We start from the raw sequence: 25910 nt of genomic DNA, 5'->3' as shown, positions 1-25910 counted from the left end.
CTATTTTCCACAGGACATCATGTTCTGTACATCCCATACATCCTCCGGCATATAACCACCAGTTCCAATGATGCTCTGCTGCGCATAAGTCATGTGCAGCAGGTCAATGGTTCGGGGTGCATTATGAACCGCAACCGAAACAAACCGGCTCTCAATTTTTCCAAGGCGCTGAAAGTCATCAAGGATCGATTCTACACCAGCGGCATCCAGCCAGCAGTCAATGTTGGCCGTTTTTTCGAGCAATGAAGGCGCTGTTTCAAAATATGTTTCCGCATGACATTTAAAATTTTCCTTTGTAGGATTGCAGGTTTCAAATCCAAGCTTTTCCGCTAAGTGCAGACGGTAGTCCGAATGATCACATATCATCACTTTATCCATTCCAAAATATTGGAACGCAACAGCCGCAGCAATTCCAATGGTTCCGCAACCAAAGACCACCGCATTTTGTCCTGCAATATATTGTCCATTGCCTGCTGGGAGCATCCCCCGCCTTGCTGCTCGGCAGCCTACGGTAAATGGCTCGATCAAACTCGCCAGTTTATCCGAAATGCGCGCATCCACAGGATAAAGAGAGTGATTTTTCCGAGCTTTCGGAATCAAGATATACTCAGAAAAGCCCCCCAGCGTTCCCGCACGCTTCGTATCGTTTTTGGCAAAGAGAGGATAAGGATACACCCGCTCCCCAATCGTAAAATCTGCAACATTTTTCCCGACTTTCACGACACGAGAAACCGTTTCATGTCCAAACTCTCCACCAACCGTCACTTTGTGGCCGGTATTTGGACCGTGACGAAATACCGCTACATCGGTCCCGCAAATACTGGAATAGATATTCTGCACCAGTACATCGTCATCCCCTACTTCGGGTAAATCCAATTCTCTAATTTCTACATTCTCTTTGCCGAAATAAATTCCTGCTTTCAACTTGTTTCCTCCTGTTTTTTTACGTCCGCACATGACACATTGTTCCATGATAGCGCAGACATGCTCAATGGAATCTTGGCAATCGTTTGTCAACCACTCGGATACAATTGCCATCAGTCCGTTCACATAAAATGTCACCATATATTTTCGATCCGCCTCCGGGACTTGAAACCGTTCCAGAATGGGGAGAAACACGGCCCATCATTCGTCTGTAAGTTCCATCCAGCCGAAGGGAACCAGCATTTTTTAACGCCGCACGAAACAAGCGCTTATTCTGTTCGATATATTCCAGATAAGGCATCAGGTAGGTAGGCGTCACCAGATATAATTCATCCAGAGGGCATTCCCGGATTTTTGAAACAAAGCTTTCCGCATGCAGCTTCATATGTTCCGCAAATTTTGTGTTCATGTATTGTACACTTTCCGCCAGCAAATCACCAATGGTTTCATAGTGCAGATAGAAGGTGGAACGATTGACCCCAGCTGTTTTGCAAAGCTCCTTTACTGTGATATATTCCATATCCTTTTTTTCCAGAAGTTCCAGAAAGGCCTGATCCATGCGAACCGCTGTATTAAAATATTTGCTTTTTTTCATCAGCTTCCATCACCTACCTTTGATTGTACCGAACGGATATACATAACAAGAACGGAAACCATGACCATGGCAAACTCAGCCGCACCCATTTTTGCTTTTCCACGAATTTATTGGCCGCTGATTTCCTTGGCTAATTGCATGATTTCAAAAGCATATTTTTGTTTGCCGTGAGCTAATATTTTTTTGTAAATCGGGTAGTTGACACCCATCCCAATCAAACCAATCATTCCGATTACAACGCCTAAAACGAAGATCGTGATACTGCTGTTTCCAATCACATCCATCGACATACACATTCCGACCCCTGTGATGAGCGCAGAAAGGATACCAAACGTATAGGTGAAGATGGTTGCGGGTAATTTTGCTCTGGCATCCAACTTGCGAAGGGCAATCACTTTGGAATCGTCCTTTGGTGCATACTCGTTGGCAAGGTGTTCTGCGTAAATCTTATCTGTATTCATGCTTTTACCTCCTTTATTGGATGTCTTTATTATATTGGAGAAAGGAGGGAAAAGGAACGACACAAATCGCCGATTGTGTTGTAATCCGAAAACAGTCCCCGCAGCCGATGGCTGCGGGGACTGTTTTGTGCAGGATCAAACAACTCTCATCGATTTGTTCCTGCCAATGACAACATCCTGCACGAGAGAGTTAGGAGAAAGATGAAGCTATCTTACAGAATCTCGCTCAGCTTGACCGGACGGCCTTCCTGGAACGATTTTGCTGCTGCCATTGCAATGGCAACCGGCATCAGGCCATCCTTGGCGCCAACCAGCGGTTCGGTATCGTTTATGATGGCATCCATGAAATCCTTGGCTTCCTGGATAAACGCATTGTTGTAACGCTCCAAAAAGAACCAGGTCGGCTTGGCGATTTCCACGGTCTCATGCGTGGAGATCATCGCCTGGTCATCCAAGTCGTTGGTCACCTGAACGCAGCCCTTGTCGCAATGTACTTCGGTGCGCTGATCATAGCCATAATGGGACGCACGGCTGTTATCGATCACGCCCAGCGCACCATTTTCAAATTTCATCATAATGATCGCAGTATCGACATCGTTATACTGGTCATATCCTTCCCCCGAAAGTGCGGCGCCATAAGCGCATACTTCGGTGACCTCCGAACCGGACAGATACCGTACCATATCAAAATCATGAATGGTCATATCCATAAAAATACCGCCCGAGGTTGCGATATAGGACATCGGCTGATGTTCGGGATCGCGGGAACATACCTTGACCAGATGCGGACGGCCCAGCTTGCCTGAAGCTACGACATCGTGCACCTTTTTATGGTTGTGGTCAAAACGACGTACAAAGCCTACCTGCAGTTTTACCCCAGCTTTTTCGGTCGCTGCAATGGCCTTCCGAATCTGCTCCAAATCGGTATGGATGGGTTTCTCACAAAATACATGCTTGCCCGCCTCGGCAGCCCGCTGAATCATCTCAGCATGCGCTTCGGTCGAAGTGCAGACAAAAACGGCATCGATATCGGGGTTTGCAAAAATATCCTGCGGGTCTTTGGAGCACTGGGCAATTCCCAAATTGTTTGCAAATGCCTGGGTTTCCTCGTTGAGGAAAGGATCGGCAATGGCTACCACTTCGGCAGCCGGTACCGACTGCACCAGGTTGGTAATGTGCAGGCGACCGATGCGACCGGCCCCCAATACACCCACTTTTACTTTGTTCATCATGTGACATTCTCTCCTTTATCATGTTGTTATTTCAGGAAGGGCGCGCAGCACTCCACGCCCATTTTGATGACTTCTTCGGCGTCCATATCCCAGTATTCGGGGCGGAACAGTTCGAGGCACGCCGGACCGTCATAGCCCGCGTCCATAACTGCCTTGCTGATTTCGGCGACCGGGATGCAGCCCTTGCCAGGCATGATGCGGTGGCAGTGATCGAGCACGCCGAACGGCAGGTCTTCGCAGTCGTTGATGTGATAGACGAACAACTTTTCCTTGGGTACCTTGCGGATAAAGTCCACATCCGCGCACTTGTCGTGCATGTAGAAGTTGATGCAGTCAACCGTCAGGCCCACGCTGTCGCGGTTCACCGCCTGCACGATCTCCAGAGCCTGCCGCAGCGAATTGCAGCACCAGCGGCGGTCGCCGATGGGCTCGAACGAGCAGCACACGCCGTAAGGCTCGGCGATGTCGGCCAGCTTGTTTAACACCTCGACAGAGTCCTCCAGCACCTCCTGTTCGGTCCTGGTGCTGTATTCGTTTGTCATGGTGGGCACGACGATCATATATTTGTTGCCGATGGCCTGGGCGACTTCGCAGCCGAAAGTGAACAGTTCGACAAGTTTTTCCCACTGTTCCGGGGTGCGGAAGTTGATGTCTTCAATCGAGTTGAAGGCAAAGGGCTTTAAGTGGCTTTTTGCGAAAAACGCCTTGAGGTCCTCAATGGTATGGGTCTTGAAATACTCCTTGAGCATATCGAGCCGCAGTTCGATGTAGTCATAGCCGTACTTCTCGCAAAATTCCAGGTCTTTTTCGACCGAGGAATTTTCCTTGCAGGTCGCTTCGTTGAATCCGAGTTTTAACATGTAAGTTCCTCCTTTACAGTTCTCCGCGGGCTTCGCGTTCTTCCAGTTCGGTCATAATGGATGCGTATTTTTTATCCAGCTTATACAGCAGCAATACCACAACCGCAATCGCCCAAATGATCAGCGGGCCATACAAATAGATGTTCTGAATCATCTGCAAGGCGCTCGACGGCTGCGTGATCAATCCGCCGACTTCTACCCCGTCAATTGAACTGGTATAACCGCTGATATCCAGCAATTTGGTGATAATCGCACTGGTAATACCGGTGCCGATCTTAAAGCCCAGGCTGCCGCCGCCAAAAATCAGCGCTTCCTGCCGGATATGGGACTTCCACTGGCCATATTCGACCACCTGTCCCATCATACCGAAGACCACGGCTGTCAACGGCGCTTCGCCCAACGCACGCACAATGCTGCTGACCAGCGCCAGGGTAAAGCTATGGGGATTGAGCAGCAAGGTCGCATGCGCTGCAACGGCCAGCACACACCCCCATAAGGACAGATCACGCTTGCTGAACCGGTTGAGCAGCAGCGGGCAGAGCATGGCGCCTACGACCAGCGTGCCGGCTTCGGCCAGGTAGAGTACACTATACATCCAGCTGTCGTTGCCAAAGATATATTTGCAATAATACGGCAGATCGGTGCCAACCAGGGTACCATGCACGCAAGTGACGGTCCATAAAATGAGGGCTGCCCAGAAATATTGATTGGTCAGCAGCGCTTTCAAATTTTTCCCCAGCGGAACGTGGGATTTGCTCGTGGTATTTTCCAACTGGACACGCTCTTTGCAGCGGAAAAAGCAAATCAGCAGCATCACCAGCGCAATGGCCGACCACATCAGCATGGCTTTGGCCCATGCCTCTTTGGTATCCCCGAACAGCTTGACCACCGGCATGGTCAAGGTCACCGAAATGATACGGCCCACCGGCGCCATCGACATGCGGAACACAGACAGCAGATCACGCTCATGCGCCGAACGGGTCATCATGGTCGACATGGTGCCGTACGGCACATTGATGGCCGTATACAAAACGGTCGTGGTCAGGTTATAGGTAACAAAGATGTACCAGAATTGCAGCGTTTCCGAGGTCTGCGGCACGGTGAACAGCAGCACCGCTGAAACACAGTATGGAATGCTCATCCAAATGATCCAGGGACGTGCTTTCCCCCATCTGGATTTCGTACGGTTGACAATAAAGCCCATGATGACATCGGATGTTCCATCAAAAATGCGGGAGATCAGCATGACCAAGCCCACCGTAGCCACCGAAATGCCGGCATAGTCTGTATAAAACAGCGTCAGCAAGGTACTGATCATGCCAAAGACAATATTGCAGGCCGTATCCCCGCAGCCATACGCCAGCCGTTCACCAACCGTCAGGCGTCCGCCGGCTGCCAGGGAAGCCGTTCCGTTCTGCCTTTCCAGCGCGTTCTTTTGTTTGCCCATTTTCATTTCTCCTCTTGTTTTTTTTCTTCCTTGTGAAGCTTCTCTCGGCTTTTTGCAAAACCCATTATGGCGATCTCTGTTGCGCCATGCCTTGCATTTCTTGCTGTCTTTTCTTCGCTCTTTTTCGAAATGGCAAATCAAATAATTTCTTTTTCTTTTCTCGCTTTTTTCTCTCCCAAAAATGTACAGTCATTTTATACAGCTAAGCTTTTTCTTTTTTGTGCAATCAGCAAGGCTTAAAGGGTAATTTGCACAGCTTATCCGTTCGTCTTTTGGGCATTTTTCAAGCTTCGCAAGTTTTCAAAGCAGTCTTTGCGTCAAATCTCAAATTTTTCTCTTCCTTTTGGTGAACATTTTTTGCAAAAGTCTATTGTTTTATTGCTCTATTTTCACACAAAAACCCTGTTCTTTTGTCAAAACAGCAAGATTTGCATAGCCAGTCTTCAAAATGTCGTTTTTGACAACGTTTCTGTCATTTTTGGTATAGAATTTCTGTAAACGCCGCAATTTTTCAATGGTGTTTGATAGCCCCTCTGTTATAATAAGAAAAAAGCAAAATCCTGCATTGGGGAGGTCCCTTTCATGATCCATATGCATGCCATTCCGGCCAGCTTACCGCATACCGCCGACCAGCCGCGCATGGCTTATCTGACCAACACCGAAGTGGATGCCAGCGGCAAAGTACGTGCCATCCACAGCCATCATGACATCACCGAGATCGGGCTGGTCTATGCAGGGCAAGGCTTCCACGTTATCGACGGACATGAATATCGCAGCGAACCCGGCGACCTGATCCTTTACAACACCGATATGCTGCATCAGGACCTGGCGCTGCATGCAGATGCCCCCATGCGCTTTTTCCTGTGCGGCATCTCCAACATCCGCCTTCGCAGTCTGCCGCTGGGCCATATTGCGGCCAGTCCGAGCGATTACGTCGTGTCCAGCGGCCCTTACTTTGATTTTTTGCTGCACGGCTTTGAGGCCATTGAGCGTGGGCTGATCGAACAGCAACCCCAAGTCGCTACCTTTGCCCAAGGGTTTCTACAATCTTTGTGCGCCATTGTGGACCACTTGGCCAACAGCAACCAGACCATGCAAAGCCATCTGTATCCGGCTGAAAATTCGGTTGCTGAAGACATGCGTCGCTACATCGATCAGAACTATACCCAGCGTTTTACCCTGGATGAACTGGCTGATCGATTCCATATCAACCGGTTTTATGCCGCCCATCTCTTTTCCGACGCCTTCAACTGTTCCCCCATGCAATACCGCACCCGGCGGCGCATCGGTGAAGCACAGTCGCTGCTGACCAGTTCGGATTTCAGCATCACCTACATTGGCAGCATGGTCGGGTATGATGACCCCAACCGTTTCAGTCAGGCGTTTTCCAAGCTGGTCGGTATGCCGCCCAGCAAATACCGTGATCTTAGCGTCTGTTCAAAGCTTACATAGTCATAGAATACGCCTACGTTAACTCTTGAAACTAATGGATACATGATAAAACAGATGGTTTGCTTAGAGCGCTTAAAGAACCTACTCTCTCATTAAAAGGACAGTAGAAAATGCAAAACAGACTATTTGTTCTGCAAAGGATAAAGACGGAGCGGCTACCGAAGAAATCGTACGCCACACATCCTATTTCTCTAAATGGAGGTTATACGACGAGTACGACAATTCCCATGACACTGTAGACGATGAGATCAAGCAACTTCTCAGAATATATGTACGTCATTGTCTTTAACTATAACCACCAGCGTCTCCCTCAAGGTAAGTTTTTAGAGTAATGTTAGTTTATCAACCTGCTAAAGCGCATCTTGCATTACAAGGTGCGCTTTTACAGGTTGATAAGAAGCCGGATCTGCACGACTAAATTAAAAGTACTAGAAAACAACAGACAATCCGTTCCGCCCCACTGAGTACACGGGGAAAATCTCTTTTGGCTGGCAATATTTTTTGTGGCCATGGTGGTACGCGCCTGTGCACTACTACAAACGGTAAAGGTTGAAAATGTCAGGATGGAACCAACGATAGATATACTCACCAAACAAAGAGCCGTGCATACGGGAATTGTGACGGCCAGAAAGGCTATACAGTTGAAAAGCTGGATGCAATCATTGATTCCATCATCGGGGGGATTTTCTCATGGGTTTGCAATCTTAAGCGGAATGATGTGCTGGATGTTTGCTACAAGCGCGAACTTGCTGCGAAAAAACAATCTTCAAGAACTTGGAGAAAGAATTTAATCGGGCAGAGAGATTTAGGCCGCTTGAAAACCGAAACAATGAAATTTTTGTCTGGTGAAAGTGATTTTTCTATGGAACTTCTAAGCGAAGTAATCCAAGAGCAAGAGTAACGCTGTTCCGAATTGCGCGGTAAAGTGTATGCAACGCGAAAAGAATCAGAGGACGGAGAAACTGCTATTGCCAGTATATCAGCAAAGAGAATGATTGTTTCCCGCATGATTAATCGGGTGGATGCATACCGCGACTACCAACTGAAACTCAAACTTAACATTAGCGTAGAGCATTTTTGGTCAGTCTGGAAAACACCAGACTGGCAAAGAAAAATTGAAAATGGCAGATGATAAATGGGGGTGCACATCAAGCGCCTCAACATCAAAATTGCATAGGAAATATGGTCTGGGAGAGCGCTTGAATGCCATTCAAGCGGTCAGCGGTTTGGTCCCACTTATCTCCCCAAATAAAAAAATCCGAAAAACAGCCCTACATCCAGCATTTTTTGGCCGGGTGTAGGGCTGTTTTATTTCGCGTACCGACAGTAAGATTTCACAGGTATAGATGTCATTCTCCATACCATACGCAAATTCAGTTTGTTATTCGGTTACACAGTCCGGACCGCGGAAGCGGGGCTGCCGCAGGGTTTGCACCACAAGCGGGATGACCATGACCGCCCACACAAGTGGTTCTGCCAAAATGATGCCGAAATATCCCAAGCGCGGCGTCAGGAACAACACTACGGCGATTTTGCCAAGCAGTTCGATGCCGCTGGAGATGAGCGGTGTCATGCGGTCGCCAATGCCCTGCAAGGCATTGCGCAGGATGCTGATCGCCGCCGTGACCCAATAAAACAACGTATCTACCCGCAGATACCAAACCGCAGTATCCAAAATTTCCGGTTTGCGGCTACCGGTGACCAGATAGACAAGCTGCGGGGCACACAAATATGTGACCACTACAACGATCAGGCAGAAACTCCAAGCCATCAGCAGGGTAGCCCGCAGGCCGCGCCGGATGCGGGCTGGTTTTTGCGCTCCGAAATTCTGGCTGCAATAGGTGGCCATGGTGACACCAAACGCCGAAAAGGCGAGCATAAACAGTTCGGTCAATCGGCGGGCAGCCGTATGCGCCACAATGGTGTCGGTACCAAACGTATTGATGACCCCTTGCAGGATGACCGAGCCGATGTTGACCAAACAATACATCATCGCCATCGAAACTCCGGTACCATACAGCTGGCCAGCCAGTTGAGCGGAAACATGGAAATCGGCTTTTTTCGGCCAGATTTCCGCAAATCGCCGCCGCATAACCAGCAGACAAAGCAAAACCGAAACGAGCTGTGCCAGTACGGTTGCCAGGGCTGCACCGGGAACGCCTAGACCGAGCGGGCCCACAAAAAGCAGGTCGAGTCCAACGTTAAGGGTCGTTGACAGCATCAGGAACAACAGGGGCGTGATCGAGTCGCCGACTGCGCGCAATACGGTGGAGCACACATTATAAAACATGGTCGCAATGGTACCCAGTAAAATAACGCGGAAATAGTCCATAGACAGGTCAAGCAAATCGGCCGGGGTATTGAGCAATTGCAAGATGGGTTTTAAAAGGCACAGTCCCACGACCGTCAGCGCGATGGCTGTGATACCAGCCAGCACAAAAATAGCGCCGATCGACCGGCGCACACCGTCCCGGTCTTTGGCGCCAAAGCAGCGCGCCGTCAGGATGGCAAAACCATTGGTCAGGCCAACCAGCAGACCGATCAGCAGATTGTTTAAGGGGTTGGTGGCACCAACCGCGGCGAGTGCCTGTTCGCCTAAAAACGATCCAACGATGCGGGTATCGGCCAAATTGTACAGAAGCTGGAGCAGATTGCCCAGCAAGACCGGTATGGTAAACGTCAGGATCAGGGGGACTGGCGAACCTTTGGTGAGATCCTTCATGATGCAGAGTCCTTTCCGTTTTTTCTCTCGATTTATCATTATACCAGCCCTGCCCGCAGGCAACAAATCATAAACTTCACAAAATCATCAAACGATTGGCTCCTTTCCTGTCTGTTTTGCCAAATCCCAGTATGTTCGGTTGCTTCTGGGGCAAACTGAAAGCCATAGGAAAAGCCACCGCGAGGGTGGCCTTTCGGAGAGAGAGAAAAGGAGGGAAAAAACGATGAAGCGTTTTCGCGTGTGGGCGATGAATTTTCTGGTGGATTGCATCAGCGGCGCGTTGTATGCCATAGGTATCGATACCTTTGCCAAAATGGCTGGCTTTGCACCGGGCGGCTTATCCGGTTTGGCGTTGATTGTCAATCATCTTTGGGGCCTGCCGATTGGCTTGACTGTGCTGGTGCTCAATGTGCCGTTGATGCTGATTAGCTATCGGTTTTTAGGATTCCGGTTTTTAAAGAAAACCCTGGGCAGCATGATCGTTTGCACGCTGTTTTTGGATGTTGTGTTTGTGCGCGTCCCGCCGTATACGGGTAACCGGCTGCTGGCGGCACTGTATTCGGGTGTGTTTTTAGGGCTGGCACTGGCGCTGCTCTATCGCCGCGGTTCTTCTTCGGGCGGGACTGATTTTTTGACCTTGTCCATCAAAGCCAGGCATCCGCATCTTTCGGTCGGCGCCGTGACGATGACGGTTGATGTCATTATCATTCTGCTCGGCTGGCCGGTCTTTGGCAGCGTGGATGCGGTACTATATGGCCTGATTGCAACCGCAGCTACTTCACTAGTCATTGACAAAGCGCTGCGCGGGGCTGGGGCAGGCCGCCTGATTCTGGTCATCACAGCCAAAGGACCGCTGGTGGCCCGACATATCAATCAGGCGTGCGGACGAGGCTCTACGATGTGTCCGGCTGTGGGCTGCTATACCGGCGAAGCCCGGCAGATTTTGTTTTGCGCCTGTTCTCGGGTGGAAGCCTACAAAATTCGTACGGCGGTGCATCATATCGATACCGAGGCGTTTGTGATGATTGCGGACACCAATGAAGTCTTTGGCAATGGCTTCATCGACCCGTCCGGATCTTCATTTTTGCCGTAGCCAGTTAAAAACTCTGGGCGAGTAGTTCGCGGATGGTTTGCATGGACAGATCGACCGAGGCAATTTCATCGGCGCAGCGTTTGAGTTCCGACCGCACCAGCGCTTCGTGAGATACCGTATGTTTGTATTTGATCTGATGCTCCAAGCTGGCCCAAAAATCGATGGCAATGGTGCGCAGCTGGATTTCGGCCGACAGGCCTTTTCCCGGTCCGTCGGCAATTTCTAAAATCAGATGCAAGCTGCGGTAGCCGTTGGGCTTGGGATAGGCGATATAATCTTTGGTGGTGGTCACATGCAGTTCAGGCTGCTGGGACAGCCAGCCTGCGACGCGGTATACGTCATCGACAAAAGAGCAGATGACCCGTACACCGACCGTGTCGTGCATTTCGGCCAGCGCGGTGTCGCAGTCGGTGGGCAGCTCGTGCAGTTCCAATTTTCGAATCATGCTGTCCGGGGACTTGATGCGCGATTTGCAGTATAGGACAGCATGCAAATCGGTTCCTTCCCGGTCATCTGGAAAACGGGCCACACAATCGGTCAGTTGTTGTTCGGCGGCTTGCAGCCGTTCAAGCGCTGGGCCATAGAAATCTTCAAATGTCATAGCAAATGGGGTATCCTTTCTGTCAGGCGGGAAGTGTTACGGTGATCTCCAACGATTTGCCGTCCTTGGAACTGGCCGCAATTTTTCCCTTATGGGCAGCCACAACAGCACTGGCAATGGAAAGCCCGATGCCATAGCCGCCGGTCTGTGAATTGCGGGATTTATCGGTGCGGTAAAAACGATCAAACAGATGGTCCAAATCAGATTTGGCAATAGACGGTGTGGTATTGAAAACCGAAAGCCGAATCGTGCGGCCCTGTTTTTCCAGACGCACGGCAATTTCTCCGTTTTCTTCCGAATATTTGACCGCATTATCCAGTAGGATGGAAATCAGCTGCCCGATCGATTTGGCATCTCCGTGCAGCGACAACAGCGGCTGGATTTGGCTGCGAAAAGTTTTGTTCTGCTTTTTGGCCAAAGCCTGGAACGAACGTACCGACTCCTCGACCAGATCAGAAATGGGAAAATCGATCAAAATCAGTTGATCGTGGGACTCCTCCATTTTGGCCAGATAGATCAGGTCGTTGGTCAGCTCGGTCAGGCGGCGGACTTGCAGTTGAATATCATCCAGCCATTCACTTTTTCCACTTTCACTTTCGATCAGACCGGCATCGGCATCGATGATCGCAAGCGGGGTTTTTATTTCATGTCCGGCATCGGTGATGAATCGTTTTTGTTTTTCGTAACTATCGGATACCGGCTTGACAATGCGGCTGGAAAGCAGGGTGATGAGTACCAAAACCGCCGCCAAGCCCAGCAGGGAAATGCACAGACTGGAAAGCAGGAAGCCCCGGCAGGTATCAAGCCAGCGGCCACAGTCGAGAAAAATGATACGGATACCATTGCTTTCTTCGCGGACCGTATAGCGGTAATCGTTTACAAATCCTCGTTCCTTGCCGAGCACCAAGACATCCTGTGCAAAGTCAATGGCATCTTCACGGTCGATTGCGACAATCTGCTCAGTATCTGTCGCCAATGCGACTCCATCTTCGGTGAGCAGCACTGAAAAATAGCGCGATTCATAGGGGATTTCCGGAGAAGTATAGGCGGGATCTCCCTCTTCGTCTAATAAGTTGCTGAGTTTCGGGAGCTGCCCTTCATGGGTTTCCAAAATATCCAGCACCATATCTGCTCTTTGGATTACTTGAAAAATGTTCAATATATTGATGCCGCCGACGATCACAAATAAGACTACAACCAGTGAAAACATGGATGCCAAGATGAGTTTGATCCGCAGCTTTTTGATCATGGGCAGCCCTCCAAAATATAGCTGTCCGGCTCGGTGGCCTGAATACATACATCAGCATGCAAAGCGTCCAGTTTTTTCTGAAGATAGGAAATGTAAATCAAAACGACCTCCGCTTCGGCATCTTCCTGCCATACGCGCTCTAAAAAGCGTTGGGATGTGATCGGATGGCCTGCGTTGCAAAGCAGCAATTCCAGCATGGCAAATTCCTTGTTGGCCAGCCGAAAGCTTCCGGTCGGGGAGGAGAGGGAAAAGGTCGTGCGGTCGAGTGAAATGTTGCCAAACTGCAAAACCGAATCGTTGGAAGCAGACTGCCCGCGCGTCATGGCGCGTACCCGCGCCAAAAGTTCACGGGTAGAGAACGGTTTGGTCAAATAATCGTTGGCGCCGCTGTCCAGCCCCAGCACCTTATCGTCGATTTCCGATTTGGCGGTTAGCAGCAGGACCGGGGTGCGGTCGCCTCTGTCCCGCAGATGCTTTAAAACCTGGATGCCATCCAATTTGGGCATCATAATATCCAAAACCACACCGTCATAGTTGCCGGTGGATAAGAGAGTGAGTGCTTGTTCGCCATCGTACGCGGTATCGACAATGTAACCGTCCCTTTGGAGAATTGCGACGAGCGCCCGGGAAAGAGAGCGTTCGTCCTCAGCAAGAAGAAATCGCAAAAAAATCCAGCCCTTTCCTTGGAGTTTTCCGACCAGCGCTTGGGTCCGCTGGTTTTTCTTTTATTATAGACGGGATTTTGGAGACTTTGGGGGAGAAACGGTGTTCATATGATGAACAACCTGTAACGGTTTTTTGAACACGAAAAAACGGGCTGCACCGAAGTGCAGCCCGTGTATCGGGAACATTTTAAATTATATTGCCCGATGCGTTGTTGTCAAACGAGGGGAGGGCGTCCCCGTCCAGCGCAGCCAGCGCATAGCGCAGGGAGAGCATCAGACGGGATTTTTCCTCCTCGCTGACCGCTTCATCCATCTTGGCGCGATAGCTGCGAGTGACGCCGCCGCGCAAATCGTCATCGTTCAGATACCGCCAGACGCTGCGCCGGGTGGTGGTGTGGTCAGTGAGCTGGGCGTGCAGAAAAACGGCATCCAGCGCCTGCCGGAGCGCCGGGAAATTGGGCTCATAGCTGCGTTCCCCGACCAGTTCGACCGAAGCGCAGACCTTATCATGATTTTTCGGCACCAGCGCGGTCAGAGCCTGCTCCAGCATACGGTCGCTGGCCAGGGTGGTGAAATCGATCTTGTAGGAATGGCATTCAAAGCCGCCACTCGGAATAAAGCGGAATTTGAGTTCTTCGGCGAGCTGACCGAACAAAAATCCCTTGCGGCCGGTATCGTCGGTGCCGACGCTGACCGGACTGCCTGGGCAGGCATAAACCGTATTGCCGGCGCGCCGCATGCCGCTGTATTCGTGGTTGTGACCCAGCGCGGCATACAGGAAACCGCTGGTTTTGAGGTCCGCCGCCGTCAGAGGATTGTAGCCGCTGTGTGTTTTCAAATCGCTGTGTACAAGCAGCAGATTGGGACGGTCCTCCACCAGTTTCACGTCGAGCGGGATGGAAGCACCTTGGTCACAAAAGGCCGCACCCCATACAACCGCGCGGTCGCTGATCGGGAAAGAGGTCAGCACGGGCGATGTAAAGACATAAACCTGTTCGGGGCGCTGGGCGGTCAGATAGGGACTGTCTGCACACAGGTAATCGTGGTTGCCGGGGGAGATGAGCACACAGCAGTGTGCTTGCGAGAGAATGGAAAACGTGCGCTTGACGATTTCCGAAGGCGGTTTGGGCTGGTCAAACAGGTCGCCTGCAATCAGGACCGCGTTGGCAAACTGGGAGTTCGCATAATCGATGGCATGCTGCAAGACGGTGAATTGGCTTTCGCGGGCAATGGCAGCTTTTTCTGCGGAGAGGAACGAATAAGAAGCGCCGAGATGAAGGTCGGCGAGATGTACAATGGTCAGCATGGATGGGGCTCCTTTGGATATGATAGTTTATTATATCATAGAAAAAGGCAATTTGGGTAAATGGCCGTTGAAATTTGTGCAAAATCGCGCCAGAGTTTGCACACAAAACCAAAACCCGCTCTTTCGAGCGGGCTTTGATTCGCATTCTTCACAAAATAAACAGTAGGGGGGTAAATAAAGGGGGGTTCAAAATAATAACAGAAAAAGTCGGCATTCTGTTTATCAGTTCGGGTTGACCTGTTCCCTTGCTGATGAGTTAAGTATACCGTGAAAGTCCTGCGAATGTGTGAATAAGTTATGAACGAGTTGTAAAGAAAATTTAGCAAAGAAACGGCGAAATTATGAACGCGGTCCGCCGCGGCGTTTGATCTGGCGAATATCCTCACCAAAGAAGCGCAAATGGGTAAATTCTCCGAGCAAACGAGAGGCAACCGCTGCTGAATACCGCTTTTCCAGCTCGTTGGGCTGTAAATTGGTGTTAATGATCATGGGACGCCGCGCCATCAGGCGGGTGTTGAGTAGCGAATAAAAGACCGAAGTGGTAAAGGCGGTCGCCAGTTCGGTGCCCAGGTCATCCAAAATGAGCAGATCGGCATGTTCATATTTGCGGATGGCGTGCTGTGCTTCCGCGGCGTCCGGCCCGCCGAACTTGACTGTTTCATAGCTGCCCAGCACATGGATGGCCGTATCATAGGCCACCGAAGCACCGCGCTCGGACACGGTCTTGGCAATACAGGTGGACAGGAAGGTCTTGCCCAGTCCGGCTGACCCAAAGAGCAGCAGGTTGGGGGAGTGCGCCGAAAAATGGTGGGCATATTCGGCGCAAAGGTCCAGATTGGCCTCCATATTCTCGCGGGGGGAAAGCCCCAGGCGGCTGTCCCGCACATCGGAATAGTAATCCAGCCGGAAGGCTTCGAAGTTCTGATCGGCGATGGGCAGGATGGTGGACAACTGCTCGGTCAGGCGCTTGGCATACCGGGTTTTCAGGCAGGTACACGGTTCGGCGCCAACATACCCGTTATCGCCGCACAACGGGCAATCGGGCTTGTCATCCAGAAAATCTGCCGGCAGTCCGGCCTCAGTCAGCAGGCGCACCCGTTCGCGCTGCAAAGCCAGATTCTGCTCGCGCAGGCGTTCGACGGCAGCTGTCGGGTCGTCGCCGGTTTCCAGCGCTGCGCGCAAGACCGCAGCAGCAGTGCCGCGCAGCGTTTCGTCGATCTGGCGGATGCGGGGCACCCGGTCATAGACCTCCTGCCGGCGCTCAGTCAGCAGACGGGACCGCGCTTCGCGCCGGGCTTCCATTTCACGCAGCAGGTCGGATAGGATCTGTTTGTCGTATGCCATCGGTCAATCCTCCTTGGCGCGGGCACGTTTGCGGCGCTCGACTTCTTCGAGCCATTCTTTTTCCCAGCTTTCCAGCTGGCCGGGCGGGGTCGCACCGGCAGGGGATGCCGCCGGTGCGGGGGATGCTGCGCCGCGGCGGTCGCTTTCGGGTTCCAGCGCCGTGACTTCGGCCACCGTGTGGACGCCCTTTTCATGCCACAGCAACAAGATCTTTTTCAAATAATTCAGGCTGAATTTGCCGATGTTCTGTTCCATGCGCCGCATCGCCAGCGCAACGGTTTCGGGCGGGAACCCTTTTTCGATGCAGGCGGATACAAATTGCCGTTCGGCGGCCACCGGTTCGCGGCCAATGATGTGCATGGCCTGGAACATGGCGTCCATCAGCGGCTTTTCGGCCTCCACTCGGGAGAGGTATGCCTGCGCTTGCTGATATGTATAAATCCCCATATCCGACCAAAGGTAGGCTTCGCGCTCGATGTCGCGGCGGTGCACCGTGCCCCGGTCGCGCTTGAGATAGCTGAGCAGCTCGATGATGACCTCGGCCGGCAGACCCAGATGGTCATAGATCAAATACAGGCTGCGCACCTGGGATTCGGATAGGAACTGGCCGAGCGTATCTTCGGCCGCCGCGCAGACGGCCGCGAATTTATGATCGTTTTCACGGGCTTGCCGCAATTCGGAAGCCGTATAGCGCGGCTTTTCCGAAGGTGCCGGGGGCGTGGGGGCCGACTCCTGGATGGACAGGCTGGTCAGGGTAAAGAGCGCACGGTCGAACCGCTCTTTGGAAAAGCGCAGGTCGCGCATGGCGGTCTTTTCGTCCAGCCCCTCTCCGCGCCGCAGGGCATAGAGGTAGAGCAGGGCGCTGTCCCCATCGCCGCAGGCGAGGATTTTGTCGGCAATATCGCAGCGGATGACACGAAATTCGCCTTCGGGCAGCAAAAGCGAAGATAAATTCATGGGTTTCCTCCAAAATGAAGCGGCAGCCGGCGCACTCCATGGCACGGCTGCCGAGAAATCACAAAAATCGTCTGCATTTATTATATCGTGTCAAAAGGAATCGTGCAAGGGGCGGGGAAATTTTCTTAAATTGCTGATGATTTTTGGGGAATGATATAGTATAATTAACTTGAATTATACTGTGGTGCGGTAAAAAGCACCAAGTCATAGACGGGAAGGAAATTCTCAAATGAGTGATGTAACGACGATTTTCCTAAACGGCGTGCCCGGAACCGACGGCATGTGCAACTTTGCACGTCCGGTCCTGTTTTCGAGCGCAGCCAAGTGGATGGAGGACGAGTTGACGAACGAATTGTTCGCCCCGGTCAAAACCCTTTGCCCGGTAGGGGAAACCCCCTTTGCCGGGGAAGCAGAGGCGCTGCATGCGGTCTCTTTGCCGGATGATACGGACTATGTGCTTCTGATCGCAGCGCCCATGCCCGAACTGACGGCAGCCGACTTTGCACGTGCCGCCATTCAGCATCTGGCATGCGGCAATGCAGCCACCCTGCTGTGCTGCTCCGGCACGGCTGGCACCCAGTCGGTGCTGACCGATGCCAATGCACAGGTTTGCGGCGTTGGACAGGGACATGGTCCCAAGGCCCTGCATGCCGTACTGTTCCGCACCGAGGCCCTGCGGGACGTACTGGATGAGGCGCAGTCCCTGTTTGATGCAGTTGCCAAGATCGCCGCAAAGGGCGGCTTGTGCGACACCTGCACCCTGCCGGCGGTAACCGAAGTGGTGGACGGTGCAAGCGCATATCAGGTACAAAAGGACCTGACCATGCGCATCAACTTGGCGCACATCGCCAACGGCGTGCAGATTTTTGCCCCCGAAGGCACGTTTATCGCACCCGATGCCGAGATCGGCGCAGGCGCGGTCATTTTGCCCGGCTGCCTGATTCGTCCGGGCAGCAAGATCGGCGAGGGCGCGACCATTGGCCCCAATACCATCCTGGAGAAGGCGGAGATTGGCGCGCGCACAAGCGTCAACAATTCGCAGGTCTACGAATCCAGCGTGGGTGCGGATGCAACGGTAGGGCCGTTTGCGTACATTCGTCCGGGTTGCCAGGTGGGCGACCATACCCGCATCGGCGACTTTGTGGAACTGAAGAAGGCGCAGATCGGCAACGGCACCAAGGTCAGCCATCTGACCTATATCGGCGACGCCGAAGTGGGCGAGCGGGTTAACTTTGGCTGCGGCACGGTGGTTGTCAACTACGACGGTTATGTCAAGAGCAAGACCATCATCGGCGACGACTGCTTCATCGGCTGCAACACCAACCTCGTGGCTCCGGTCACGCTGGGCGACCGCGTCTTTACCGCAGCCGGCACCACGGTGACCAAGGATGTGCCCGACGGCGCCCTGACGGTCGCCCGGTCGCGGCAGACCAACATCGATGGCTGGAACGATGCCCGCCGGGCACGTATGGCGGCCAAGAAAGACAAATAAAGCCGAAATCTATCATGAAGAAAAGTATTGCAATATGCAGGGGGTATTGAAACCATGATTTCTCACGGTAAAAACATCAAGATCATTGCAGGCAGTTCCCATCCGGCACTGGCCATGCAGATCGCATCCGCGCTGGGCCTGTCGCTGTGCAAGGCGACCATCGGCACATTCTCGGACGGCGAGATTTCGATCTCCATTTCGGAAACGGTGCGCGGTTCGGACGTATTCCTCGTCCAGTCGACCTGCGAGCCGGTCAACGACAACCTGATGGAACTGCTCATTATGATCGATGCCTGCCGCCGTGCTTCGGCTGGCCGCATCACGGCAGTGGTTCCGTACTTCGGCTATGCCCGTCAGGACCGTAAGAGCAAGGCCCGTGATCCGATCTCGGCCAAGCTGGTCGCGAACCTGCTTACAACCGCAGGCGCAGACCGTGTTCTGACCATGGATCTGCATGCAACGCAGATTCAGGGCTTCTTTGACATCCCGGTGGATAACATGCTGGGTTCGTCGGTGCTCATCCCGCATATGGCGGGCAAATTCGGCGTGGCGCGTGACGATGTGGTCGTCGTATCCCCTGACTTAGGTTCGGTCAATCGTGCGCGTAAGTTCACCGAAAAGCTTGACCTGCCGCTGGCCATCATCGACAAGCGTCGTCCGAAGGCCAATGTTTCCGAGGTTATGAACATCATCGGTGACGTCAAGGGCAAGCGCGTCCTGCTCATCGACGACCTGATCGATACCGCAGGTACTCTGGTGCATGCAGCCAATGCGCTGGTCGAAAAGGGTGGCGCGACCGAGATCTACGCCTGTGCAACGCACGGCGTACTGTCTGGCCCGGCCATCGAGCGCATCCAGAACAGCCCGATCAAGGAGCTGACCCTTCTGGACACCATTGCGCTGCCGCAGGACAAGCAGATCGACAAGATCAATATCCTCAATGTTGCACCGGTATTCACTGAGGCAATTGCACGCATCTACGAGGAAACTTCGGTTTCCACGCTGTTCGATTAAGAGGAAAAGCGCAAACGAGGCGGACAAGATCCAATCTTGTCCGCCTTTTTGGAGGAATGGAGATGAAAATTTTTGTAGTCGGCGATGTGGTCGGCAAACCGGGTCTGCAATATTTGCAGCGCCGGCTGCGGACACTCAAGCGGCAGTATGGGGCCGATTTGGTGATCGTCAATGGGGAAAACGCCTCGGGCGTTGGTATCACTCCCGCCCAGGCAGACGATATTTTTGATGCGGGTGCCGATGTCATTACGCTGGGCAACCATGTGTGGAACAAGCGGCAGATCGTCCCGTATTTGGAGGAAAACTGCTATATTCTGCGCCCGGCCAATCTGGCGCCGCAGCTTCCCGGCGAAGGCTGGGGGGTTTATGACGCTGCCGGATGGCGGGTGTTGGTGATGAACCTGATCGGCCGGTGTGAGATGGCCTTTGGGCCGGACAATCCGTTTCTGGCTGTCGACCGTATCCTCAAGCAGAATCAGGGGCAATACGATGTCGCCATCTGTGAAATCCACGCTGGGGCCACCAGCGAAAAGATTGCCATGGGGTTTTATCTGGATGGCCGCTGCGCCGCGGTCTATGGTACGCATACGCATGTTCAGACGGCGGATGAACGCATCAACCCCAAGGGGAGCGGATATATCACCGACATCGGGATGACTGGCCCGATCTGGTCGGTTTTGGGCGTCAAGCCCGAGCAGTCGATTGCCATGTTCCGCGGCGATTTGACCGAGTATTTTCAAACTGCAGAAGGGGAGTGCGCACTGGGCGGTGCGGTCTTTACGATCGATCCAGCCAGCGGCATCTGCGAGCAAGTGGAACGCATTTGGGACCGCGAGCAATGAAAACGGCGCCGGATTTTTCCGGCGCCGTTTTCGATAGGAAGAACAATTAAGAAAATCGTATGAGCGAAATTAAGATTTGTGGTCTGGATGGCAGGAGCTGCAGGAGCTGCAACCGCTGCATCCACCGCCGCAGCCGCCCGATTTGTGGGATTTGCGAACGCTGCGGACCGCGAGCACGATGCACACAATCAGCACCGCACAAACGATAGCGGTACCCATAAGAACCATCCTTTCCAAACAAAGATTTTTTATACCCGAGCACCGGCTGCAACCGAGCGCAGGGTTTCGGTAGAAGCCTGCTGCGGTTTGCGGAACAGCAGGTAGAGGTAAGCAATCAAAACAGCAATCGCGGCAACCGTGCCGAGGCTAAAGCCGCCACCGGTGAACAGCAGACCGAACTGGTTGATCATCAGGGCAATGGTGTAGGCAAAGACGCACTGATAAGAAATGGCGAATGCTGTCCACTTGGCGTTGTTCATTTCACGCTTGATGGCGCCCATCGCGGCAAAGCACGGTGCGCACAGCAGGTTGAAGACCATGAAGGAGTACGCCGACACCGCAGTAAAGTCACGGGCAACCAAAGACCAGATTTCGTCGCCATTTTCGGCCAGTTCGCCCGCAAAGTGATAGGTCTGGCCAAAGGTTGCAATGACGTTTTCCTTGGCGATCAGGCCGGTGATCGATGCTACCGCCGCCTGCCAGTGACCCCAACCAAGCGGAGCAAAGATGGGAGCAATCACATTGCCGATCGAAGCGAGCAAGCAGTTGTCGATCTCAGAAACAGCGGTGAATGTACCATTTTCAAAGCCATAGGTCTGCAGGAACCACAGAACAATGGTCGACAGCAGAATGATGGTGCCAGCCTTCTTGATGAACGACCAGCCGCGTTCCCAGGTCGCACGCAGTACATTGACAACCGTGGGAGCATGGTATGCGGGCAGTTCGAGCACGAAGGGCGCCGGTTCGCCGGCGAACATGCGGGTCTTTTTGAGGATGATACCCGAAATGACGATGGCTGCCACGCCGATGAAGTACGCCGACCAGGCGACCCAACCGGCGTTGCCGAAAATCGCGCCCGCAATCAGGCCGATGATGGGTAACTTGGCGCCACAGGGGATAAAGGTCGTGGTCATGACTGTCATGCGGCGGTCGCGGTCCTGTTCGATGGTACGGGATGCCATAACGCCCGGAATGCCGCAGCCCATGCCGATCATCATCGGGATGAAGGACTTACCCGACAGGCCGAAGCGGCGGAAGATACGGTCCATAATGAAGGCCACACGCGCCATATAGCCGCAGTCTTCCAAAATGGCCAGCATGACATACAGAACCAGCATCTGCGGCACAAAACCAAGCACTGCGCCGACGCCCGCGATAATGCCATCTACGATCAGCGAATGCAGCCAGGGAGCGCAGCCGATAGCATCGAGCACACTGTTTGCCGCATTGGGAACGATCTCGCCAAACAGGACATCGTTGGTCCACTCGGTTGCAAAAGTGCCCACCGTGGTGATGGCGATATAGTAGACCGCCCACATCACAGCCGCAAAGATGGGCAGTGCCAAAATGCGGTTGGTGACAATGTGGTCAATGCGGTCGGAGGTGGAAAGACGGGTGTTGGATTTCTTTTTCAGGGAACTTTGAATCATCTGCGAAACGCAGGCATAGCGTGCGTTGGTGATGATCGATTCGGCATCGTCGTCAAAATCCTCCTCGGCCTGTGCAATGAGGGATTCAATGTGGGACGATACATCGGACGAGAAATGGAAGCGTTCCATCACCTTTTCGTCGCGCTCGAACAGCTTGATGGTGAACCAGCGTAAGCTGCGGGCATCGACGACATCTTCGACCAAAGACGAGATTTCACGCAGAACATCTTCCAGCTTGTCGTCAAACCGGCAGTATATCGGGCGGGTCCCAGCCGAAGCCTGTGCCATGGCTTCTTCGGCAGCCTTTTTGCAGCCTTCACCCTTGAGCGCGCTGGTCTGCATCACTTTACAGCCCAATGCTTTGGCCAATTTCGCGCCGTCGACTTGGTCGCCGCGCTTGTTGACGATGTCCATCATATTCAGTGCGACTACCGTAGGAACACCAAGTTCAATGAGCTGGGTGGTCAAATACAGGTTGCGTTCCAGGTTGGAAGCATCCACGATGTTTAAAATCGCGTCCGGTTTTTCATCGATCAGATAATTGCGGGCAACGACTTCTTCCAGCGTGTACGGCGAAAGGGAATAGATGCCCGGCAGGTCCTGGATGATGACGTCCTTATGACCTTTGAGTTTGCCTTCCTTTTTTTCTACCGTCACGCCCGGCCAGTTGCCGACATACTGGTTGTTGCCGGTCAATGCGTTGAACATGGTGGTTTTACCACAGTTCGGATTGCCGGCTAGGGCAATTTTTAAATTCATGTCGATCCTCCTCGTCTGTCTTTTGAACCCTGTGCCGCTTATTCGACTTCGATCATTTCGCAGTCAGCCTTGCGCAGGCTCAGTTCATAACTGCGGACATTGACCTCCACCGGGTCACCCAACGGGGCGACCTTGCGCACATACACTTCGGTGCCGCGGGTGAGCCCCATGTCCATGATGCGGCGGCGTGTCGCGCCGGTGCCATGCAGCTTTTTCACGGTTACCGTGTCCCCTGGCTTTACTGCACGTAAAGTCTTCATTCCATTTCCTCCTCTACGAAGATGCGGCGCGCCATGCCTTGGTCAATGGCAATGCGCGCGTCTTTTACCTTTAAAATCAGATTGCCCGACAGCTTGGAAACAACGGTGACCTTTGCTCCGGCAACAAAGCCCAGATTGGAAAGGTATTGCCGTACGTCATCTTTTCCGCTGATCCGGGCGATTCGTCCGGTATTACCGGGGTCCAAAAATGAAAGCATCATGCCTGCCATATGTCTCTTCCTTTCGGTTAGTGCAACCTAACTTCTTGATTACGGTTAAGAGTTTACCACGGCTAACAAGAGTTGTCAATAGCTAACTTGAAAAGAAAGCAAAAGAAAACACCAGGAAGTTTTCTTCCTGGTGTTTGGTTGGATTTTGACTTAGATGTCGATCGGCATGACCTGATCGCGCGCCGGACCAACGCCCAGCATGGTGATCTTGCAACCGCAAATGCGCTCCAGTTCACGGATATAGTTCTGAACGGTCTGCGGCAGTTCGTCGAACGAACGGCAGCCGGTGATGTCCTCATCGAAGCCGTCGAATTCTTCGTAAATCGGGGTGCAGTGCTCGAGATCGGCAAAGTTTGCCGGGAACTCGGTGATGCGCTCGCCCTTGTAGTCATACGCAACGCAGACCTTCAGCTTGGGCAGGCCGCGCAGCGGGTCGATCTTGTTGATGACCATTTCGGTCAGACCGTTGACACGTACCGCATAGCGGGCAATGACCGCGTCAAACCAGCCGGTACGGCGCGGACGGCCGGTGACCGTGCCAAATTCGCCGCCGGCGTTGCGGATATAGTCGCCGGTTTCGTCAAACAATTCGGTGGGGAAGGGACCCTTGCCCACGCGGGTGGTATAGCTCTTGAAAATACCCATGATGTCGGTGATGGCCGTCGGACCAACACCCGAACCGATGCAGCAGCCGCCCGCGATCGGATGGGAAGAGGTAACATAAGGATAGGTGCCCATATCGAGGTCGAGCAGGGTGCCCTGTGCGCCTTCAAAGAGGACGAACTTACCATTCTTGACCGCATCCCAGGTCATGATGGTGGTGTCGGTCACATGGCTGCGTAGACGGTCGGCATAGCCCTTGTATTCGGCCAGAACGGCTTCGATGTCGATGGGTTCGCCGCCGTATACGCCGGTGATGACCTTGTTCTTACGCTCGCACGCTTCGCGCATAGCTTCTTCAAAGCGTTCGCCGACAAAGTCGTGCATACGTACGCCGATGCGCTCGGCCTTGTCCATGTAGGTCGGGCCGATGCCCTTTTTGGTGGTGCCGATGTCACCTGCGCCGCGTGCCTTTTCCGACAGGGCGTCCAGTTCCAGATGCCACGGCAGGATGCAGTGACAACGGGCGTCGATGAACAGTTTGTCGGTCGATACGCCCTGCGTCGCCAGGGTATCGATTTCCTTGAGAACGTTGCGCGGGTCAACGACTACACCGGGACCGATGACATTGACGCAGTTCGGATAGAGGATACCCGACGGGATAAGCTGAAGTTTGTATTTTTCGCCATCGACCACAACGGTATGGCCGGCGTTGTTGCCGCCCTGGCTGCGTACGACCAGATCGGCCTTGGCCGCGAAGATATCGATGAATTTGCCTTTTCCTTCGTCGCCCCACTGGGCGCCCAAAATTACTTTGCCCGGCATGAAAAAGTTGCCCCTTTCAATAAACAGTGGAAAATCATCACTGTGCATTTTGCATGTATGTGTGATACACACAAAGGCATTATATCACATTTTTCGCCCTGTTTCAATGTAAGTTCGTAAAAAATGTGGGTGACAGCGCTGCGGATGACTGCTATAATAAGAACCAAAAGAAAACACAAAGGAAGGCATGAAATCAAATGCATTATTTGGATAATTCGGCCACATCCCGCGTGCTGCCCGAAGCGGCGCGCGCTGCGATGGACGCCATGGCGGAGGGGTTCGGCAATCCGTCGAGCCAGCACCGGCTGGGCATCGAAGCAGCCCGTCTGCTCAAGGACAGCCGGGAGGCGGTCGCCTCTGCTTTAAACGCCCAGCCGAATGAGATCACCTTCACTTCGGGCGGCACCGAGTCGATCAATACCGCCATCTTTGGCGCGGCCTTTAAAAACCGCCATTTGGGCAAGCATATCGTTTCGACGGCCATTGAGCATGCGGCGACCCGCAATGCACTCAAACGCCTGGAGGACGAAGGATTTACGGTCACGTACCTTCAGCCGGATGCAAGCGGCCATGTGACCGCCGAGGATTTTGCCGCCGCGCTGCGGGACGATACCATTCTGGCCAGCGTGATGCTGGTCAACAACGAGGTCGGCACCCTGCTGCCGGTCATCGAAATGGGGCGGCAGCTTATGCGGCGCTGTCCGAAAGCGTTGTTCCATGTGGATGCTGTGCAGGGGCTGTTCCGTGTGCCGCTGACCCCGAAAAAGTGGAACTGCCATCTGATGAGCATCAGCGGTCATAAGATCGGCGCGCCCAAGGGCATTGGGGCGCTGTACATCCAAAAGGGCGTCAATCTGCGGCCCTATCTGGTCGGCGGCGGACAGGAAAGCGGCATGCGTTCGGGCACTGAGCCCATGCCGGGTATCGCGGCGCTGGCAGCTGCTTGCCGGGTCCGGCAGGAGCGCATGGGCGAGGATGTCCGACGGGTGGCACAGCTGCGGCAATATCTGCACAACCGGGTTTCGGAAGAACTGCCGTGGGCGGTCTGGAACGGGCTGAGCGATGTGCCGCATGTGGCGAATCTATCGCTGCCCGGCTGCAAAAGCGAAGTGATGCTGCGGGTGCTGGAAGGCGACGAGGTCTATGTATCGGCCGGGTCGGCCTGCGCCAAGGGCAAGGAAAGCACGGTGCTCAAGGCCATGGGGCTGGATAAGGCGCGCATTGACAGCGCGATGCGCATTTCCTTTGCACCGTTTAACACCAAGGAAGATGTCGATGCCCTCATCGAAGGGCTGAAAAAAGGCGCGGCCATGCTGCGGCGCTAAAAAATG

Annotated in this window: 26 protein-coding genes; 8 read left to right on the top strand and 18 right to left on the bottom strand. The window is 53.2% G+C overall.

Annotated elements, in window-relative coordinates:
* From EFB11_RS01920 to EFB11_RS01895, 6 genes are all read right to left on the bottom strand, one after another.
* Entirely contained in the window at positions 1-1038 is a 1038-nt protein-coding gene (locus tag EFB11_RS01920) for a zinc-dependent alcohol dehydrogenase (RefSeq protein ID WP_243115184.1), read from the bottom strand.
* Positions 989-1519 (bottom strand): TetR/AcrR family transcriptional regulator, encoded by a 531-nt coding sequence (locus tag EFB11_RS01915; RefSeq protein WP_243115142.1) that lies wholly within the window; start codon positions 1517-1519, stop codon positions 989-991. Before EFB11_RS01915 ends, EFB11_RS01920 begins: the two co-directional genes overlap by 50 nt.
* Before the next feature lie 107 nt (positions 1520-1626).
* Positions 1627-1980, bottom strand: coding sequence for a dihydropteridine reductase (locus tag EFB11_RS01910; protein ID WP_122788699.1), 354 nt, complete (start codon positions 1978-1980; stop codon positions 1627-1629).
* 212 nt (positions 1981-2192) lie between these two features.
* Positions 2193-3209, bottom strand: coding sequence for an inositol 2-dehydrogenase (gene iolG / locus EFB11_RS01905; RefSeq protein ID WP_442906845.1), 1017 nt, complete (start codon positions 3207-3209; stop codon positions 2193-2195).
* A 29-nt stretch (positions 3210-3238) separates the two neighbouring features.
* Positions 3239-4072, bottom strand: a complete 834-nt coding sequence (locus tag EFB11_RS01900) for a sugar phosphate isomerase/epimerase family protein (protein WP_122788697.1) — start codon at positions 4070-4072, stop codon at positions 3239-3241.
* Between the two features lie 13 nt (positions 4073-4085).
* Positions 4086-5519, bottom strand: coding sequence for an MFS transporter (locus EFB11_RS01895; RefSeq protein WP_122788696.1), 1434 nt, complete (start codon positions 5517-5519; stop codon positions 4086-4088).
* 582 nt (positions 5520-6101) lie between these two features.
* Between EFB11_RS01895 and EFB11_RS01890 the strand changes: the two genes are divergently transcribed.
* The 3 genes from EFB11_RS01890 (at position 6102) to EFB11_RS16655 (ending at position 7872) form a co-directional block, all read left to right on the top strand.
* Positions 6102-6971 (top strand): helix-turn-helix transcriptional regulator, encoded by an 870-nt coding sequence (locus EFB11_RS01890; protein WP_122788695.1) that lies wholly within the window; start codon positions 6102-6104, stop codon positions 6969-6971.
* Between the two features lie 91 nt (positions 6972-7062).
* Positions 7063-7260, top strand: coding sequence for a helix-turn-helix domain-containing protein (locus EFB11_RS17480; protein ID WP_122789700.1), 198 nt, complete (start codon positions 7063-7065; stop codon positions 7258-7260).
* Between the two features lie 429 nt (positions 7261-7689).
* Positions 7690-7872: a hypothetical protein gene (locus EFB11_RS16655; protein WP_164706547.1), complete on the top strand. Its 183-nt coding sequence runs from the start codon at positions 7690-7692 to the stop codon at positions 7870-7872.
* Between the two features lie 480 nt (positions 7873-8352).
* Here EFB11_RS16655 and EFB11_RS01880 read toward each other — a convergent pair whose 3' ends face one another.
* Positions 8353-9693 carry an MATE family efflux transporter gene (locus EFB11_RS01880; protein ID WP_122788694.1) on the bottom strand — a complete coding sequence of 447 codons (1341 nt, stop codon included), beginning with the start codon at positions 9691-9693 and terminating at the stop codon, positions 8353-8355.
* A 223-nt stretch (positions 9694-9916) separates the two neighbouring features.
* Here EFB11_RS01880 and EFB11_RS01875 point away from each other — a divergent pair, with 223 nt between their 5' ends.
* Positions 9917-10786: a YitT family protein gene (locus EFB11_RS01875; protein ID WP_122788693.1), complete on the top strand. Its 870-nt coding sequence runs from the start codon at positions 9917-9919 to the stop codon at positions 10784-10786.
* A gap of 4 nt (positions 10787-10790) precedes the next feature.
* Here EFB11_RS01875 and EFB11_RS01870 read toward each other — a convergent pair whose 3' ends face one another.
* From EFB11_RS01870 to EFB11_RS01845, 6 genes are all read right to left on the bottom strand, one after another.
* A complete protein-coding gene (locus tag EFB11_RS01870; protein WP_122788692.1) occupies positions 10791-11387 on the bottom strand; it encodes a GTP pyrophosphokinase in 597 nt (198 codons plus the stop codon).
* A 22-nt stretch (positions 11388-11409) separates the two neighbouring features.
* Positions 11410-12636, bottom strand: a complete 1227-nt coding sequence (locus EFB11_RS01865; protein ID WP_122788691.1) for a sensor histidine kinase — start codon at positions 12634-12636, stop codon at positions 11410-11412.
* On the bottom strand, positions 12633-13301 hold the full coding sequence (locus tag EFB11_RS01860) for a response regulator transcription factor (RefSeq protein ID WP_122788690.1): 669 nt from the start codon (positions 13299-13301) through the stop codon (positions 12633-12635). The genes EFB11_RS01865 and EFB11_RS01860 overlap by 4 nt, the downstream gene beginning before the upstream one ends.
* A 187-nt stretch (positions 13302-13488) precedes the next feature.
* Positions 13489-14607, bottom strand: coding sequence for a metallophosphoesterase family protein (locus EFB11_RS01855; RefSeq protein ID WP_122788689.1), 1119 nt, complete (start codon positions 14605-14607; stop codon positions 13489-13491).
* Between the two features lie 339 nt (positions 14608-14946).
* Positions 14947-15951, bottom strand: coding sequence for an ATP-binding protein (locus EFB11_RS01850; protein ID WP_122788688.1), 1005 nt, complete (start codon positions 15949-15951; stop codon positions 14947-14949).
* A 3-nt stretch (positions 15952-15954) separates the two neighbouring features.
* The gene (locus tag EFB11_RS01845) at positions 15955-16908 is read right to left on the bottom strand and encodes a DnaD domain-containing protein (protein ID WP_122788687.1); all 954 of its coding nucleotides are present in this window, start codon (positions 16906-16908) and stop codon (positions 15955-15957) included.
* Between the two features lie 229 nt (positions 16909-17137).
* On the opposite strand from EFB11_RS01845, the gene EFB11_RS01840 reads away from it, so the two are divergent.
* The 3 genes from EFB11_RS01840 to EFB11_RS01830 all read left to right on the top strand — a co-directional run bounded on the left by EFB11_RS01840 (position 17138) and on the right by EFB11_RS01830 (position 20256).
* The gene (locus EFB11_RS01840) at positions 17138-18400 is read left to right on the top strand and encodes a DapH/DapD/GlmU-related protein (RefSeq protein ID WP_122788686.1); all 1263 of its coding nucleotides are present in this window, start codon (positions 17138-17140) and stop codon (positions 18398-18400) included.
* 54 nt (positions 18401-18454) lie between these two features.
* Complete coding sequence (locus EFB11_RS01835; protein WP_122788685.1) at positions 18455-19414, top strand: ribose-phosphate pyrophosphokinase; 960 nt, start codon at positions 18455-18457, stop codon at positions 19412-19414.
* A 62-nt stretch (positions 19415-19476) separates the two neighbouring features.
* Positions 19477-20256, top strand: a complete 780-nt coding sequence (locus tag EFB11_RS01830; protein WP_330510590.1) for a TIGR00282 family metallophosphoesterase — start codon at positions 19477-19479, stop codon at positions 20254-20256.
* Positions 20257-20325: 69 nt separating this feature from the next.
* Here the strand turns inward: EFB11_RS01830 and EFB11_RS01825 are convergent, their stop codons facing one another.
* From EFB11_RS01825 to EFB11_RS01805, 5 genes are all read right to left on the bottom strand, one after another.
* Positions 20326-20475 (bottom strand): FeoB-associated Cys-rich membrane protein, encoded by a 150-nt coding sequence (locus EFB11_RS01825; RefSeq protein WP_122788683.1) that lies wholly within the window; start codon positions 20473-20475, stop codon positions 20326-20328.
* Positions 20476-20504: 29 nt separating this feature from the next.
* On the bottom strand, positions 20505-22664 hold the full coding sequence (gene feoB, locus EFB11_RS01820; protein ID WP_122788682.1) for a ferrous iron transport protein B: 2160 nt from the start codon (positions 22662-22664) through the stop codon (positions 20505-20507).
* A gap of 38 nt (positions 22665-22702) precedes the next feature.
* Positions 22703-22924 (bottom strand): FeoA family protein, encoded by a 222-nt coding sequence (locus tag EFB11_RS01815; protein ID WP_122788681.1) that lies wholly within the window; start codon positions 22922-22924, stop codon positions 22703-22705.
* Positions 22921-23154 (bottom strand): FeoA family protein, encoded by a 234-nt coding sequence (locus EFB11_RS01810; RefSeq protein ID WP_442906801.1) that lies wholly within the window; start codon positions 23152-23154, stop codon positions 22921-22923. The genes EFB11_RS01815 and EFB11_RS01810 overlap by 4 nt, the downstream gene beginning before the upstream one ends.
* Positions 23155-23304: 150 nt before the next feature.
* Positions 23305-24579 carry an adenylosuccinate synthase gene (locus tag EFB11_RS01805; RefSeq protein ID WP_122788680.1) on the bottom strand — a complete coding sequence of 425 codons (1275 nt, stop codon included), beginning with the start codon at positions 24577-24579 and terminating at the stop codon, positions 23305-23307.
* A gap of 197 nt (positions 24580-24776) precedes the next feature.
* Here EFB11_RS01805 and EFB11_RS01800 point away from each other — a divergent pair, with 197 nt between their 5' ends.
* The gene (locus tag EFB11_RS01800) at positions 24777-25904 is read left to right on the top strand and encodes a cysteine desulfurase family protein (protein WP_122788679.1); all 1128 of its coding nucleotides are present in this window, start codon (positions 24777-24779) and stop codon (positions 25902-25904) included.
* Positions 25905-25910 lie beyond the last annotated feature (6 nt).

Origin of the sequence: Intestinibacillus sp. Marseille-P6563 (genome assembly GCF_900604335.1) — a bacterium.
Classification (GTDB): domain Bacteria; phylum Bacillota; class Clostridia; order Oscillospirales; family Butyricicoccaceae; genus Butyricicoccus_B.
Note: the sequence above shows the minus strand (reverse complement) of the source record. Positions and strands in the feature narration are given on the sequence as shown.

Excerpts from the sequence above, each read along its gene's own strand:
- EFB11_RS01920 (WP_243115184.1), bottom strand. The coding sequence starts at position 1,038 with ATGGCAATTGTATCCGAGTGGTTGACAAACGATTGCCAAGATTCCATT.
- EFB11_RS01915 (WP_243115142.1), bottom strand. The coding sequence starts at position 1,519 with ATGAAAAAAAGCAAATATTTTAATACAGCGGTTCGCATGGATCAGGCC.
- EFB11_RS01910 (WP_122788699.1), bottom strand. The coding sequence starts at position 1,980 with ATGAATACAGATAAGATTTACGCAGAACACCTTGCCAACGAGTATGCA.
- iolG (WP_442906845.1), bottom strand. The coding sequence starts at position 3,209 with ATGAACAAAGTAAAAGTGGGTGTATTGGGGGCCGGTCGCATCGGTCGC.
- EFB11_RS01900 (WP_122788697.1), bottom strand. The coding sequence starts at position 4,072 with ATGTTAAAACTCGGATTCAACGAAGCGACCTGCAAGGAAAATTCCTCG.
- EFB11_RS01895 (WP_122788696.1), bottom strand. The coding sequence starts at position 5,519 with ATGGGCAAACAAAAGAACGCGCTGGAAAGGCAGAACGGAACGGCTTCC.
- EFB11_RS01890 (WP_122788695.1), top strand. The coding sequence starts at position 6,102 with ATGATCCATATGCATGCCATTCCGGCCAGCTTACCGCATACCGCCGAC.
- EFB11_RS01880 (WP_122788694.1), bottom strand. The coding sequence starts at position 9,693 with ATGAAGGATCTCACCAAAGGTTCGCCAGTCCCCCTGATCCTGACGTTT.
- EFB11_RS01875 (WP_122788693.1), top strand. The coding sequence starts at position 9,917 with ATGAAGCGTTTTCGCGTGTGGGCGATGAATTTTCTGGTGGATTGCATC.
- EFB11_RS01870 (WP_122788692.1), bottom strand. The coding sequence starts at position 11,387 with ATGACATTTGAAGATTTCTATGGCCCAGCGCTTGAACGGCTGCAAGCC.
- EFB11_RS01865 (WP_122788691.1), bottom strand. The coding sequence starts at position 12,636 with ATGATCAAAAAGCTGCGGATCAAACTCATCTTGGCATCCATGTTTTCA.
- EFB11_RS01855 (WP_122788689.1), bottom strand. The coding sequence starts at position 14,607 with ATGCTGACCATTGTACATCTCGCCGACCTTCATCTCGGCGCTTCTTAT.
- EFB11_RS01850 (WP_122788688.1), bottom strand. The coding sequence starts at position 15,951 with ATGGCATACGACAAACAGATCCTATCCGACCTGCTGCGTGAAATGGAA.
- EFB11_RS01845 (WP_122788687.1), bottom strand. The coding sequence starts at position 16,908 with ATGAATTTATCTTCGCTTTTGCTGCCCGAAGGCGAATTTCGTGTCATC.
- EFB11_RS01840 (WP_122788686.1), top strand. The coding sequence starts at position 17,138 with ATGAGTGATGTAACGACGATTTTCCTAAACGGCGTGCCCGGAACCGAC.
- EFB11_RS01835 (WP_122788685.1), top strand. The coding sequence starts at position 18,455 with ATGATTTCTCACGGTAAAAACATCAAGATCATTGCAGGCAGTTCCCAT.
- EFB11_RS01830 (WP_330510590.1), top strand. The coding sequence starts at position 19,477 with ATGAAAATTTTTGTAGTCGGCGATGTGGTCGGCAAACCGGGTCTGCAA.
- EFB11_RS01825 (WP_122788683.1), bottom strand. The coding sequence starts at position 20,475 with ATGGGTACCGCTATCGTTTGTGCGGTGCTGATTGTGTGCATCGTGCTC.
- feoB (WP_122788682.1), bottom strand. The coding sequence starts at position 22,664 with ATGAATTTAAAAATTGCCCTAGCCGGCAATCCGAACTGTGGTAAAACC.
- EFB11_RS01815 (WP_122788681.1), bottom strand. The coding sequence starts at position 22,924 with ATGAAGACTTTACGTGCAGTAAAGCCAGGGGACACGGTAACCGTGAAA.
- EFB11_RS01810 (WP_442906801.1), bottom strand. The coding sequence starts at position 23,154 with ATGGCAGGCATGATGCTTTCATTTTTGGACCCCGGTAATACCGGACGA.
- EFB11_RS01805 (WP_122788680.1), bottom strand. The coding sequence starts at position 24,579 with ATGCCGGGCAAAGTAATTTTGGGCGCCCAGTGGGGCGACGAAGGAAAA.
- EFB11_RS01800 (WP_122788679.1), top strand. The coding sequence starts at position 24,777 with ATGCATTATTTGGATAATTCGGCCACATCCCGCGTGCTGCCCGAAGCG.